This window comes from Streptomyces spectabilis, assembly GCF_008704795.1.
GTDB lineage: Bacteria > Actinomycetota > Actinomycetes > Streptomycetales > Streptomycetaceae > Streptomyces > Streptomyces spectabilis.
On sequence record NZ_CP023690.1, the window covers coordinates 9,203,961 to 9,217,754 of the forward strand.

A 13,794-nucleotide genomic window follows, 5' to 3' on the forward strand; every position below is an offset into this window, starting at 1 on the left:
GAAAGCCCCTGCAAGAAGGCCCCGGCAAGAACGCCCAAGGAGAGACCATGACAGTGCGCATCGGCATCAACGGCTTCGGGCGGATCGGCCGCAACGTCTTCCGCGCGGCCGCGGCGCGTGGCGAGGACCTGGAGATCGTCGCGGTCAACGACCTCGGCGACGTGGCCACCATGGCTCATCTGCTCGCCCACGACTCCCTGCTCGGCCGCTTTCCCGGCGAGGTCACCGCCGAGCCCGGCGTGATCCGCGCCGGAGGGACCACCGTGCGGGTCCTTGCCGAACGCGACCCGGCCGCGCTGCCCTGGGGCGATCTCGGTGTGGACGTCGTCATCGAGTCCACCGGCATCTTCACCGACGCCGCCGCGGCCCGCGCGCACGTCGACGGCGGCGCGAAGAAGGTCATCATCGCGGCCCCGGCCAGCGGCGAGGACGTCACGATCGTGCTCGGCGTGAACGACGACGCGTACGACCCGCTGCGTCACACGATCATCTCCAACGCCTCGTGCACCACCAACTGCCTCGGCGTCCTCGCCAAGGTGCTGCACGACGCCGTCGGCATCGAGTCCGGCATGATGACCACCGTCCACGCCTACACCCAGGACCAGAACCTCCAGGACGCCCCGCACAAGGACCTGCGCCGCGCCCGTGCCGCAGCGCTCAACGTCGTGCCGACCTCCAGCGGCGCCGCCAAGGCCATCGGCCTCGTCCTGCCCGAACTGCGGGGCCGCCTCGACGCGTTCGCGCTGCGCGTGCCCGTGCCCAACGGCTCGGTCACCGACCTGACGGTCACGACCGACCGTCGCACCACGGTGGAGGAGGTCAAGGCGGCGTACGCGGAGGCCGCGGCGGGCGCGTACAAGGGGCTGCTGACCTACAGCGAGGCGCCGCTCGTCAGCAGCGACATCGTCACCGACCCCGCCTCGTGCGTCTTCGACGCCGAACTCACCCGCGTCGTCGGCCCGCAGGTGAAGGTCGTCGGCTGGTACGACAACGAGTGGGGGTACTCGAACCGGCTCATCGACCTGGCCCTGCTCGTGGGCGCCTCCCTGTAGCGCCGAGGCCCGTGCCGTCGCCGGTCGGTGGGTCCGCCACAATGCCCCCATGGCTGACAACACGCTCTGGGTCGGGGTCCTGACCGCCGGAACCGCCGTGGTCGCGAGTTGGGTGACCAGCCGGGGCACGGCCAGGGCCGCGCGCATCCAGGCGGAGGCCGCGGCGGAGAGCCAGCACGTGGACCGGTTGCGCGCGGCACGGCGCAGCGCGTACGTCGGCGTCATCGAACAGGCGCAGCGCATGGGGGACATGTACTGGAAGGTCACCGACGTCGCCGGTGACCCCGACGCCGCCGACCGGCGCGGCGCGCTCACGGATCTGCGGCTGCGGCTGCGCGACGAGTACGCCGTACTGCGCCACCGCGTGTGGGTGGTGGACCTGGAGGGCCCCGCCGAGGTGGCGGAGGCGGCGAACCGGCTGCGCCGGTCCACCTCCGACAACTACCGCGCCCTGAACGCGATGATCGGGGACGAGGCGGGCGCGGAGGAGCGCTTCAACGCCTGCTACGCGCCGTTCTGGCAGGCGGTCCTCGCCTTCGTGGCGATCGCGCGCGAAGCGCTGCGCGGGACGGCGGCCGTGTCGCCGCGCGGCCGGTAGCCGTCCGGCGTGCGCAGGCCCGGCACGCTCAACGCGCCATGTACCGGTCGAGCTCGCGGACCCGCTCCCGCAGTCGCGCCGCCCCGTCCTCGTCGTCGAACTCCGCCGCGACCCCGGCCCGTTCGGCCAGGGCGAGGACCGTGGCGAGGAAGCCGTCCGTCAGGGCGAGCACGACGGCGTGATGGGTTCTGCGGTGGTGGGCCACCAAGGCGTTCACGAAGTCGCCGAACACATCGGGGTCGATGTGTGACTCGTCGTTCTCCATCGGGCCGACGCCGGAGGGCACACCGAGTTCCGCCTCGAAGACCTCCACCTGGCGCAGGAAGAGCCGCGCCGCACCGCCGGAGGGATTCCACAGCGTCTCGTCGCCCATCTCGAAGTACTGGCTCACACGGCGCCTTTCGGGTCTGATGGCAGGCAGTGGGAACAACGGCCAAGATCGTACGACGCGCCGCGACCGAGCGTGATCGAACCGGGGAACTTCCCCCCACGAAGGCCAAATTCTCCCCATCAACCCATCACTGTCAGTAACCTCTGGTCGCTGATGCGGTTGTCCGGAATGCGCGGGTGCCTTCGGCGCGCCTCAGTAGCATTTCCCGGTATCCGCAGGGGGACGCACCGTTACCGGGCACGGGGGGCTGGACTGGTGGACGCGCGGGACAGACAACGGGACCGGTCGGCCGATGTCATCGCGGCGGGGAACGAGCGCGGGGGAGCGGCGCACTCGGCGCGTCAGCTGCGGGCCACCGGCATCGGCGGGGTGGCCGTCCTGCTGTGGGCGTCCCTCGCTCTGGTCACCACCCTGACCGGGCGGATTCCGCCGTTCCAGCTCACCGCGATGGCGTTCGCGGTCGGCGGGATCATCGGCCTTCCCCGGGCCGTGCGCGGCGGCGGGGCGATGGCCCGCGGGCTGCCCGCCGGCGCCTGGGCGCTCGGCATCGGCGGCTTGTTCGGCTACCACTTCTTCTACTTCCTGGCCCTGCGCAACGCCCCCGCGGTCGACGCCGGGCTCATCGCCTACCTGTGGCCGCTGCTGATCGTCGTGTTCTCCGCGGCCCTGCCCGGCGAACGGCTGCGCTGGTGGCACACGGCGGGCGCGGTGCTCGGACTCGGCGGCACCTTCCTCCTGGTCACCGGCGGCCAGGGGGTGCAGCTGCGGGGCGAGTACCTGCTCGGGTACACCGCGGCCGCCGTCTGCGCGGTGGTGTGGTCGGCGTACTCGGTGGCCAACCGCAGGTACCCACAGGTGCCCACGGACATGGTCGCCTTCTTCTGCCTGGCCACGGCGGCGCTCGCGGCCGTCTGCCACCTGGTGTTCGAGGACACGGTCCGGCCCGACGGCTGGCAGTGGCTCGCCGTGCTCGCCCTGGGCCTCGGCCCGGTCGGCGGGGCCTTCTACGTCTGGGACCACGGCACCAAACACGGCGACATCCAACTCCTGGGCACGTTCTCGTACTTCGCCCCGCTGCTGTCCACTGCGCTGCTCGTCGCGACCGGGCGGGCGGACGCGAGCTGGCCCGTCGCCGCCGCCAGCGTGCTGATCGCCGGCGGTGCCACGCTGGCCTCGGCGGACGCCGTGCGAGCGGCGCGCCGGCGAGGCCGTGCCGGGCCCGGCCACCCGCGAAGGGGCTGAGCCCGGCCGGATCAGGCGTCCACCGGCCAGGTGCCCCGGCGGACCATCTCCACCACCTTGTCGGCGCCGTTGGCCCGCACGAGGAGTTCGAGCCGCGCGCGCTCGATGTCCTCCGCGCTCCACCGGTCGGTGGCCATGGTCCCCTTCTCGTGCGACCAGCCGTTGTCGTAGTGGCGTACGACGTAGTCCTTCTGGAAGTCCCACATCTTCGTGCCCGGCAGCGGCGTGACGATGAACGGGTTGGCGTACGCCATGCCGTGGCCCATGAGCGTGACCGCGTAGTCGATGGTCTTCTCGATCTGCTCCAAGGACTCGATGTACGGCTCGCCGCCCGGCTGCTCGGGCGGGTTGACGAAGCCGAGCATGAAGCCGCCGGTGACCTGGATGCCGTACTCGGTGAACATCTCCACGATGTCACCCGTCGCCTTCTGGAAGGAGTTGAGGCGGGGCTTGCCCGACTCGACGAGGCTGTCCTCGTTGGCGCTCTCCACCGCGAGGTAGACGCTGTAGCAGCCGCCGTCCGCCATGGCCTTGATCAGGTCCCGGCAGGTGAGCCCGGCCCGCATCGCCGCGAGCACGTTGCGGAAGTTGGGGTTGCGCCGTTCGGCCTCGTCCATGCTGTCCGCGAACTCGGACCCCAGGTGCAACAGGACGAGGTTGAACAGGCTCAGACCGCCCTCCTCGACCCACGGCAGGTCGTGCTTGCGCAGCAGCTTGCAGATCTCCATCGCGTACAGCGGGTCGTGCAGCAAGTGGTCGTCCTCGATGAGGACTTCGGTCACGCCGTGCTTGCGGATCTCGCCGAGGTGCAGATCGAACCAGTCGGTGCCGAGCGCCCGCCACGGTCCGTTCACCATCGGGATGTAGCAGAAGTCGCAGCCGACGTTGCAGCCGATCGTGGAGAAGATCTGCGCCCAGGAGCCGTGGTCGCGCACCCGCTTGCCCGAGGAGTGGTAGCCCTGCTCGTACTGGCGCATGTCCAGCATGCCGAAGTCGGGCAGCGGCATCATGCCGAGCCGCTGGTCGAGCCCCTGCCGCTTGGGCAGGATCCGCATGTACGGCGACATGGCCGTTGTCCGGACGACGGCCCCGTCGGCACGCCGGTAGGCGATGCCGGGCACGGCGTCGATGTCCCCGTCCGCCTCGGTCAGCGCGTGGAGCAGCGCGGTGAAGGTCTGGTCCGCCTCGTTGATGACCACGTAGTCGAAGGGCGAGTCCGGCACGGCGTACTGCCAGTCGCCGCTGGGGTGGGCACCGCCGGTGACGGTCACGATCTCGGGGTCGATGTCCTTGACCAGATCGGCGAGGGCCCGTGCGTTGCCCCACTGGACGGTGTAGATGCACTGGACGCCGACGACATCGGGGTCGAACTCCTCGATGAGGGCCCGCAGTTGGGCGTCGTCGAGGCCGTAGCGCACCAGGCTGCTGCCGCTCCCGAGGTCGACGTGCCGGCGCTCCTGCTCCCAGCCGGCGAAGGGCGAGTCGACGATGCGGACTTCGAAGCCGGAGAGACGGGCGTTCGCCGCGATGCGCAGCAGGCCGATCGGGGTGCCCGCCCGCTTCATGACCTCGAAGGTGTCCAGACCGAGCGCCCGGAAGCTGCTCCGTTGCGGGGAGGGCTCGACGACTCGGGTGTACGAGGGCACGAGGAGCAGCACGCGCGGCGACTCCCCGTGGGCGCGCCGCCGGGTGCCGGACGACGACGTGCGCAAGGAGGGGTTGCCCAGGTGGCGCAGGGAAGGGCGCTGCGGGGCACTGGAGAATTTGACGGACGGTCTTTCGATGAGCACGGGCGCATGGGAAGCGGTTCGTGTCATGAGCGCTCCATCTGTCCGACTGGGATCCGTCCGACTGAGATCTGCGGGGTGAGATCTGTCCTGTTCGAACGGAGAATTCGTTCAGATCGTGACCGTCTTCACACAGTGAGGACAGGGTTCCGCGGCGAATGGCCTGAACCAGCGCATGGGGCCCCTATGGAGCCGGGCACGCCGTCGTCGACGGGTGGCGCGCGGTGGCTCGACCGGCGCTGTCGGTGCGCTGCGGTGCGCCCCCTCCGCCGGGCCCCGGGCGCTTTCCAGCTCTGCCGGTCCGCGCGATGGTGAGGGAGGGGAAGACTGTGTGTGCAAGGGGGGCACCTTGAAGCTTTCCACGCGACGGCGCGCCGTCGCGACGCTGGTCGCGGTCCTGCTGATCGTCGGCGTCACCACCGCGTGCGGGGGCGACGAGGACCCGAAGGAAGAGGTCATCCCGGTGGCCGCGGGTGAGCTGGGACCGGATCCGTTCTTCGCGGAGGCCTTGGGGCGCGACCGGGAGGGTCTGACACCCCGGTCCGGCGGCGGCGTACGCCCCGGGAGCACCCCGGGGCTCTACGGCGGGACGCTGAACAAGAGCAGTTGCGACAAGGCCGCACTGGCCGACTTCCTGACCGACAGGCGCAACGCGAAGAAGGCGACGGCCTGGTCGCGGGTGCGCGGCATCGACATCAAGAACGTCCGGCGCTACATCCGGGGCCTGACACCCGTCCTGCTGCGCACCGACACACTCGTCCGGAACCATGGCTTCCGCAACGGCGTGGCCACGATCTTCGAGTCCCTCCTCGAAGCGGGCATCGCGGTGCTCGTCGACCGGATCGGCCAGCCGGTGGTCAAGTGCAACTGCGGCAACCCGCTCGCGGCGCCCTCGGTGAGCCCCGGTGACGTCGACACGGGCAGCATCCCGGACGCGGAATGGCGCGACCGGTACGACCGGGACAGGACCACGACCGTCAAGCCCGGCAAGAAGCCCAAGCGCATCGGTAGGTTCCGGCTCCTCGACCTCGACAGCGGCAAGGGCATCGGGCGCACGGCGGGCACCGACGCGGCGCGGGACGTCCGGCTGCCCGCACCACCCCCACTGCCCCCGGCAGGCGCGGGGACCGGCGGCCCGGAGCCGTCGGACGCCGCACCGTCCAGTGCCGGACCGACGCGCTCCGAGATCGTCGGCACCTGGGAGTCCGCCGGTGAGCGGGTGCGCGTCGAGGAGCGCGGCCCGGACACGTTCACCGGCCGCACCGCTTCCGACAACGAAGTGGCCGACGGCTGCGTGGTCGAGGCGGGCCGTGAGATCTGGACCGTGAACGGGAGCGGACCGCGCTACACGGGCACCGTGGTCTCAGTCGACCCGCAGACCTGCCAGGACGTGGAACGCTTCGACGCCACCTGGGAACTGACCGGCACGGAAACGCTCAAGGTGTGTGCCACTGTCGCGCAGCAGCAAGGGTGCAACTCCCTGACGCGGGTGACCGAATAGGCCCCGAGGCGCGCCGGGCCGTGCGGCGGTCGGCCGTAAGGTGCTCCTGTGCAGCGTCCACGCCCAGGTCCGCCGAAGCACTTTCAGGAGGCTCCCGTGCATCGCACCACCTCCACCGCCGCTCGCCTCGGACGTGCGCTCGCCGTCGGCGTGACAGCCGCCGTGCTCGTCCTCGGCGGGAGCGGCGCCGTCGCCGCGCCCGCGGTACGGACGGCACCCGCCGTCGGAGCGGCCTCGCACGCCGGTCCGTACGGTCAACTCCGCACCCTCGCCGCGCTCTCCGCCGACCGCCTGGCCACCGCCGATCTCGTCGCCGCCGCCAAGTACGGCACGGGGAGCCCCATCGACGACCCCGCGCGCGAGCAACAGGTGCTGGACGCCGTGTCGCGCCAGGCGGTGGAGGCGGGCGGGGACCCGGAGTCGACCGTGCGCGTCTTCCGCGACCAGATCGAGGCGAACAAACTCGTCCAGCGCGCCCTGCACAGGCAGTGGGACGCCGACCCGTCGTCGGCCCCCACCGAGCGGCCCGACCTCGGCAAGGTCCGCGAGGAGATCAACCGCGTCAACGGCGAACTCGTCCGCGCCCTCGCCGCATCCGCGCCCACGCGCACTGCGCCGTACTGCGACGGCCTGCTGACAGCGGCCACCGCGCACGTACGACACGCGCGAGGCCTTGACACATTGCACGCGACAGCGTTGCGCAGAGCCTTGCCGTCCGTGTGCGGATAAGCAAGCGATGGCGGGAAGTCACCCCTGAATGGATGCACGTCGGCATACACCTCCCCCAGCCCGTACGGAAGATGCGACCCTGAGGTACCAGCCGGTCACAGGGCCGGTGTGAGCGAGCACGGGGGAGTGTGCATGGGCGAAGTCTGGATCGACGCGGGAGATGCCGCGGGGGCTGGTGCGCTCGCCGGATGGCTGCGGCGCGACCCCGGGATGGCACGGTCGGGCGTCGAGATCGAGGCCGCGGGCCCCACCCCTTCGGCGTCGCCCGAAGCGGGCGGCGCGATGGGCGCCGTGGAGACGGTCACCGCCGTCGTCAACAGCACGGTCGGCATCTTCTCGCTGCTCATCGCCGTCGCCGCCTGGCGCCGCCCGCGCGGCGTCAAACCACCCCTGGTGCGGGTGATCGAGGACGACGGGACAGTGGTGGAGGGAACCGCCAAGGAAGTGCTCGACACCGTACGGGCACGCCGCGAGCGGGAGCGGCCCGAAGCATGACCGTGCGCCTGTCAGCCCGCACGTCCTCCCGAGCGGTCCTGATCGGGGTGCACGCCTACGCCGAGCAGGCCGGGCTCTCCCCCTTACCCGCGGTGCGGCGGAACATCAGCGCGTTGCGGGAGGTCCTGTGCGACGAGGTCGGCTGGGGCCTGTCGTCCGCCAGCTGCCGCGTGCTGGGCCCCGAGGCCACCGGCGGTGACGTCATGCGGGCCATCGACGAGGCGGTGCACGCGGCGAGCGACACCCTGTTCGTCTACTACGCCGGGCACGGACTGCTGCACCCCGACCGGCCCACCGAACTCCACCTCGCCCTGCACGACTCGAACGAGCAGCAGATGTGGCGGGCGCTCCCGTACGCCTACATCCGTGACGAGGTGCGCGCGGCCCACCGGCAGCGACAGCTGAAGTGCGCCGTGGTGCTCGACTGCTGCTTCAGCGGCGCGGCCGTCGAGGGCGGCATGAGCCACCCCGAGGCGCTCCTGAAGCAGGCCGCCGACATCGACGGGGTCTGCGTGCTGACCTCCAGCGCGGCCACCGAACTCGCCTACGCGCCGCCCGGCGAAGAGCTGACCGCCTTCACCGGCGCCCTCGTCGACCTGGTGCGGACGGGAGTGCCCGAGGCCGGCCCCGTGCTCGACTTCGGCACGCTGCACGCCCGCCTGCACCAGCGCCTGAGCGCCCGGCAGCACCCCCAGCACCCGCAGCTCGGCACCCACAACTCCGGTGAGCGGATCGCCGTCTTCCGCAATCGTGCCTACGTCGAGCACGCGCGGGCCGAGGAGCACGGGAACGCGGCGGCACCGCAACCGCCGCCCGCAGAGCGGCTGTTCGGCCGCGACCGCGAGCTGCGGGAGCTGGCCGAGGACGCGGCCAGGGGACCCGGGCTCCTCGTCATCCACGGCCCGCCCGGCGTGGGCAAGTCGGCCCTGGCCGCCGAGCTCCACCAGCGGCTCACCGGCCGCCGCCCGGGTCACCCCGAGGCCGCGTTCCCCGTCGTCCTCCTGGACGAGGTCACGGACGTCGCCGAGGTGGCCAGGGCCGCCGGGGCCGCGCCCGACGCGCTCGTCGTGGTCACCAGCCGCGCCTCGCTCACCGAGGCCGGGCCCGACGCCCGCCGCTACCCGCTCGCTCCCCTCGCCCTGGAGGACGCGGTGGAGATGATGCGGTATCTGAGCGGGCTCACCGGACACGACGCCGAGCTCACCGCGATGGCGCGGATGCTGAGCTGCTTCCCGCTCGCCCTGTACCCCGTCGCCGCCCGCCTGCGCCGTACGCCGCCCGACCTCATGCTGGACGCCATGCGCGAGTCGGACCGGCCGCTGCAGCACCTGCGCTGGGACGACGACCGCGTGCGGGCCGCGTACACCATGTCCTACGAAGCGCTCGACGAGCGGCAGCGGCACGTCCTGCACGCCTGCGTCAGCCACCCCGGACCGGACTTCGACCGGCACTCGGCGGCGGCCCTGAGCCGGATGCCGCCCGGCATCTGCGGGCTGATGCTGGAGGAACTCGTCGACGCGGGGCTGCTCCAGCGGAGCGACGGCCGGTACGCCTTCCACGCCCTCTACCGCAGCTACTCGCAGACCAGCGCCCAGGAGCAGGCCCTGTGCCGCACTTGGCTGTATCTGCACCTGAGGCGGCGCCTGAAGGCCACGCGGGAGGGCGGCGCCGACCGGGTCTGGCGGGTGGCGGCCCTGCCCGAGCTGCGCGCGGCCGCGCGTGCGGCGCGCCAGGACCGGTGGACCGTGGCGACCGAGCTGAGCTGCGAGGTGGCCGACGCGCTGCGCGAGGAGCGGTGCCTCGACGAGGCCAGGGAGGAAGCCGAAGCCGCCTACCGGTACGCGGCGGGCCGCGCCGACGGCCGGGGCATCGCCCGCGCCCGGGGCTGCCTCGCCCTCCTGGGCGGCGAACTCGGCCCCGGCGACCAGCGGCAGCGCACCCGCGAACTCGCCGGCGTACGGCAGGAGGTGACGGCCGAACTCCGCCGCGCCGCCCGGACGGCACGGCAGGGCACAAAGGACCCGGCCGACCCGGTCGACCTGGGCCATCGGCTCATGAACCTCGCCGAGCGGGCCCTGATCGCCGGTCTCGTCGAGGACGCCATGCGCTTCCAGGCCGAGGCGCACACCTGCTTCGAGGACGCGGGGGACGAGAAGCTCCTGGCCGAGTGCCTCGTCGGGCAGGCCGCGCTGCACACCTTCGCCGGGCGGTTCCCGGCCGCCGCGACCCTGGCCGACCAGGCCGCCGAGCTGCTCACCGCCCACAGCGACAAGGAGGGCGCCGCGCACGCGCACGCCTCGGCGGCGGAGGCCCTGCGCAAGGCGGGCGACCTCCCGGCGGCCGCCCGGCACGCCCACCGCGCGGTCGCCCTCTTCGAGGCGGCCGGTGACTCCGCCAGCCTCAACTACGCCTATCGCCTGGCCGCGAAGGTCGAGTGGGCGCGGCAGAACCACCCACTGGCCCGGCAGCTCCTCGACAAGGCCCGCGCGCTGCCCCGCGACGCGGGCGCCGCCGAGGAGGGCCCGTCCACGCAGGCCATCGCCCACCCCTCGCGGGCGCTCCGAGCCAGCCAACGGACACCTGCGGAAGCTCCCTGAAGCGCCACCTTCCCCTTCTCAATGACACGCAATGGCAAAGGACGGACCCCATGACCAACAACACTGCCCTTCTCGTGATGGACGTACAGCGAGACGTCGTGGACGTCGCGCATGGCAGAGGCGCGCTTGCCGGAGCCGCGCCCGGGGTGGAGGCGGGTGACAGCTCGGCGTACCTCGCCCGTCTGGGCAAGGCCATCGACGGTGCCCGGGCGGCGGGCATGCCCGTCATCTACGTCGTGATGGGCCTGCGCGCGGACAAGACGGAGGTGAGCCCGCGCAACAAGATAGTCACCAACGTCGTGCGGATAGGCCTCTTCACCGAAGGCAACCCCGGCAACGAGATCCACCCGGACATCGCGCCCCAGGAGGGCGACATCGTGGTCACGAAGAGGCGGGGGAGCGCGTTCTCCGGCAGCGACCTCGACCTGGTGCTCCGGGCCCGGGACATCAACGGCCTCGTCCTCACCGGCATCGCCACCAGCGGCGTCGTGCTCCACACCGTCTGCGCGGGCAACGACCTGGACCTCGACCTCACCGTCCTGGGCGACGCCTGCCTCGACCTCGACCCCGAGGTGCACCGCTTCCTGACCGAGAAGCTGTTCCCGCAGTGGTTCGACGTACTCACCGTGGACGAGTGGGTCACCACCCTCACGCGGTGACGACGCCGTCCACGGTGCTCCTGTGAACGGTTCCACGCGGCCTCTGCTCTTCCTCGACGTTGACGGTCCCCTCATCCCCTTCGGCGCGACGCGCGCGCAACTGCCGAACGGATACCCGACCTACGACACCGCGCATGAGCCGCGTGGAGCCACGGAGAATCCGCTGATCACCCGCATCGATCCGGCGCACGGACCGCGGCTGCTGGCCCTGCCGTGCGACCTGGTCTGGGCCACGACATGGAGGGCCGACGCGAACGACTGCGTCGCGCCGTGGCTGGGGCTGCCGGAGCTGCCCTGGGTCGAGTGGCCAAAGGCGTCCGAGAGGGACGGTCCGCGCGGCCTGCACTGGAAGACTCCCGCTCTCGTGGAGTGGGCGGACGGACGCCCCTTCGCCTGGGTGGACGACGAGATCTCCGGTCTGGACCGGTCCTGGGTGGCGGGCTGCCACCCGGGGCGGGCCCTCCTCCATCGCGTCGACCCCCGGATCGGCCTGCTCGACGAGGACTTCGTCACGCTCGATGAGTGGCTGCGGTCCGGGGGCGGCGGGTCCGGGCGTACGTAGGCCGGGTTGGCGGACGTGGCCGGCGCGGGCGGACGTAGCATGCGGCGCATGACGACGATCTCTGCCTCCGCCGCCTCCTCCTCAGACGACGAGGCGGTGCGTCCGTTCCGTGTCGACGTGCCGCAGAGTGACCTCGATGATCTGCACGCGCGGCTCGATCGCACCCGGTGGCCGGACGAGCTGCCGGGCGTTGGGTGGGCCTACGGCACGCCGCGCGGCTACCTTCAGGAGCTGGTGGGCTACTGGCGCCACACGTACGACTGGCGGGCCGCCGAGGAAGAGTTGAACCAGTGGCCGCAGTTCACCACCACGATCGACGGCGCGAACGTCCACTTCGCGCACATCCGGTCGCCCGAACCGGATGCGACGCCGCTGCTCATGACCCACGGCTGGCCCGGCTCGATCGTCGAGTTCGCCGACGTCATCGGCCCGCTCACCCACCCCCGGGCGCACGGCGCCGCCGGTGCGGAGGCCTTCCACCTGGTGCTGCCCAGCATCCCCGGTTTCGGCTTCTCCGGCCCCACGGTCCAGACGGGCTGGGAGTTCAAGCGCGTGGCCGCCGCGTTCACCGTACTGATGGAGCGCCTCGGCTACGCGCGCTACGGGGTGCAGGGCGGCGACTGGGGCGCGGCCGTCTCCAGGGAGCTCGGCCGCGCCTGGCCCTCGCGGGTCACCGGCGTTCACCTCAACCTCCTGCCGAACGCGTTCCAGGCCGAGGCGCCGAGCCTGCAGGAGCTGGCCGCGCTCGACCTGCGGGAACGGGAGCGCGCCTCGGCCTCTTGGGCGAGCTTCCAGGCGTGGAGCCGCGACCGCCAGGGCTACGCCGACATCCAGGCCACCCGGCCGCAGACCCTGGCGTACGCGCTGACCGACTCCCCGGTCGGGCAACTGGCCTGGATCGTGGAGAAGTTCAAGGAGTGGACCGACTCCGAGAGCCGTCCCGAGGAAGCGGTCGACCGCGACCGGCTGCTCACCAACGTGATGCTGTACTGGCTCACCGGCACGGCGGGTTCGTCCGCCCGCCTCTACTACGAGCGCGCCCACGCGGACTACTGGGGCACCCCACCCGAGCCGTCGACCACTCCGACCGCCCTGGCCGTCTTCCCGCACGACAACTTCATCCCCCTGCGGCACATCGCCGACCGCACGAACAACATCGTGCAGTGGACGGAGCACGACCGAGGCGGCCACTTCCCGGCCCTGGAACAGCCGGCACTCCTCGTCGACGACATCCGGAGGTTCTTCCGGAGCGTACGTCCGCCGACTACGGCTGCCCCTTCCCGGTGCGCTTCATGAAAAGGGTGAAGCATGCCCAGAAGAGGGCGACGGCGCCGATGACCACCCATAGCCGGTGTCGTCCCGTGGCGATCGCCAGGGTCGAGAAGAGGACGACGAATACCAGGGTGAGGATGTTCGTGATCCTGGTGTAGAAGCGGATCCCCGCTTGCTGTTCCCTCGTCCAACCTGGACGGCCCATATCCATTCACCTTCCGAGTAGCGGACAGACATGCTGGGGTGGCACCGTTGCCGGTTCCACCCCAGCGGGTCAAGTGTCAGCCGAGGCCCCATTCGACGAGACCGGAGGCGGCTTCACCAGCCGCCCAGGAACCGGCGAAGCAGACTGCCTGACCGCCCACGGCCGAGGCGCCGCCGGTCGCCGGAGGCGTACAGGTACGGATTGGTCTCCAGGCCGGACGGGTCGGGCTGGGTGAAGCGGCCCGTGCGGGGGTCCAGGTACCGGGCTTCGTTGTGGTAGAGGCCTGTCGGGTCCTGGTAGCCGCCCGCGAAGCGGTGGGGCTGGGGATTTCTTCTCGGTCATGGCGCGGGTGACGCCGCGCGGGCTGTAGTCGTAGGCGTTGACCTTTTCGCCCTGGTCGTCGACGACGGCCCGCGTGGTGCCGATGGCGTCCGTGAGGTAGTAGTACGTGCTCTTCGTCCGTGCGGGAGCCTCGGTGCGGAAGGAGTTGAGGTTTCCGCTGGGCTCGCGGGTGAGGTTCATGTCCACCCCGCCCGTGGTCTGCGCGGAGAGGCCGACGGGGCCGTTGTGGAAGGTGGTGTCACCGAACTGGGTACGTTCGGACTGGTCGGTGGAGGCGTACCGCCCTTGGAACTCCCGGCCGCCCTGGGTGAGGGAGGTGAGCTGGGAGGCGTCGTTGTAGGTGTAGGCGTCGTCGCCGAAAG

13 protein-coding genes and 1 pseudogene are annotated in these 13,794 nt (G+C 71.6%); 10 read left to right on the plus strand and 4 right to left on the minus strand.

What is annotated here, in order from left to right:
* Positions 1 to 47 precede the first annotated feature (47 nt).
* Together gap and CP982_RS39045 are read left to right on the plus strand one after the other, a co-directional pair.
* Positions 48 to 1,052: a type I glyceraldehyde-3-phosphate dehydrogenase gene (gap, locus tag CP982_RS39040; protein WP_150514819.1), complete on the plus strand. Its 1,005-nt coding sequence runs from the start codon at positions 48 to 50 to the stop codon at positions 1,050 to 1,052.
* A 49-nt stretch (positions 1,053 to 1,101) separates the two neighbouring features.
* Positions 1,102 to 1,650 carry a hypothetical protein gene (locus tag CP982_RS39045; protein ID WP_150514820.1) on the plus strand — a complete coding sequence of 183 codons (549 nt, stop codon included), beginning with the start codon at positions 1,102 to 1,104 and terminating at the stop codon, positions 1,648 to 1,650.
* Between the two features lie 28 nt (positions 1,651 to 1,678).
* Here the strand turns inward: CP982_RS39045 and CP982_RS39050 are convergent, their stop codons facing one another.
* Positions 1,679 to 2,041, minus strand: a complete 363-nt coding sequence (locus CP982_RS39050; RefSeq protein ID WP_150514821.1) for a DUF6086 family protein — start codon at positions 2,039 to 2,041, stop codon at positions 1,679 to 1,681.
* Positions 2,042 to 2,296: 255 nt separating this feature from the next.
* Between CP982_RS39050 and yddG the strand changes: the two genes are divergently transcribed.
* Positions 2,297 to 3,283: an aromatic amino acid exporter YddG gene (gene yddG / locus CP982_RS39055; RefSeq protein WP_229879068.1), complete on the plus strand. Its 987-nt coding sequence runs from the start codon at positions 2,297 to 2,299 to the stop codon at positions 3,281 to 3,283.
* An 11-nt stretch (positions 3,284 to 3,294) separates the two neighbouring features.
* Here yddG and CP982_RS39060 read toward each other — a convergent pair whose 3' ends face one another.
* Positions 3,295 to 5,073 carry a B12-binding domain-containing radical SAM protein gene (locus CP982_RS39060; protein WP_212669208.1) on the minus strand — a complete coding sequence of 593 codons (1,779 nt, stop codon included), beginning with the start codon at positions 5,071 to 5,073 and terminating at the stop codon, positions 3,295 to 3,297.
* Between the two features lie 346 nt (positions 5,074 to 5,419).
* On the opposite strand from CP982_RS39060, the gene CP982_RS39065 reads away from it, so the two are divergent.
* The 7 genes from CP982_RS39065 (at position 5,420) to CP982_RS39095 (ending at position 12,909) form a co-directional block, all read left to right on the plus strand.
* A complete protein-coding gene (locus tag CP982_RS39065; RefSeq protein WP_150514823.1) occupies positions 5,420 to 6,571 on the plus strand; it encodes a DUF6777 domain-containing protein in 1,152 nt (383 codons plus the stop codon).
* A 96-nt stretch (positions 6,572 to 6,667) separates the two neighbouring features.
* The gene (locus CP982_RS39070) at positions 6,668 to 7,300 is read left to right on the plus strand and encodes a chorismate mutase (protein WP_229879069.1); all 633 of its coding nucleotides are present in this window, start codon (positions 6,668 to 6,670) and stop codon (positions 7,298 to 7,300) included.
* A gap of 132 nt (positions 7,301 to 7,432) precedes the next feature.
* Positions 7,433 to 7,795: an effector-associated constant component EACC1 gene (locus CP982_RS39075; RefSeq protein ID WP_150514824.1), complete on the plus strand. Its 363-nt coding sequence runs from the start codon at positions 7,433 to 7,435 to the stop codon at positions 7,793 to 7,795.
* Positions 7,792 to 10,392, plus strand: a complete 2,601-nt coding sequence (locus CP982_RS39080) for a caspase, EACC1-associated type (protein WP_150514825.1) — start codon at positions 7,792 to 7,794, stop codon at positions 10,390 to 10,392. Before CP982_RS39075 ends, CP982_RS39080 begins: the two co-directional genes overlap by 4 nt.
* A 50-nt stretch (positions 10,393 to 10,442) precedes the next feature.
* Positions 10,443 to 11,051 carry a cysteine hydrolase family protein gene (locus CP982_RS39085; protein ID WP_150514826.1) on the plus strand — a complete coding sequence of 203 codons (609 nt, stop codon included), beginning with the start codon at positions 10,443 to 10,445 and terminating at the stop codon, positions 11,049 to 11,051.
* Between the two features lie 22 nt (positions 11,052 to 11,073).
* Positions 11,074 to 11,613 carry an HAD domain-containing protein gene (locus CP982_RS39090; RefSeq protein ID WP_150514827.1) on the plus strand — a complete coding sequence of 180 codons (540 nt, stop codon included), beginning with the start codon at positions 11,074 to 11,076 and terminating at the stop codon, positions 11,611 to 11,613.
* A gap of 48 nt (positions 11,614 to 11,661) precedes the next feature.
* Complete coding sequence (locus CP982_RS39095) at positions 11,662 to 12,909, plus strand: epoxide hydrolase family protein (protein ID WP_150514828.1); 1,248 nt, start codon at positions 11,662 to 11,664, stop codon at positions 12,907 to 12,909.
* Here CP982_RS39095 and CP982_RS39100 read toward each other — a convergent pair.
* A complete protein-coding gene (locus tag CP982_RS39100; protein ID WP_150514829.1) occupies positions 12,878 to 13,090 on the minus strand; it encodes a hypothetical protein in 213 nt (70 codons plus the stop codon). The two genes, CP982_RS39095 and CP982_RS39100, sit on opposite strands and share 32 nt — an antisense overlap.
* Before the next feature lie 76 nt (positions 13,091 to 13,166).
* Positions 13,167 to 13,771: pseudogene (locus CP982_RS39105) on the minus strand (RHS repeat-associated core domain-containing protein); the annotation flags it as partial.
* Positions 13,772 to 13,794: the final 23 nt, after the last annotated feature.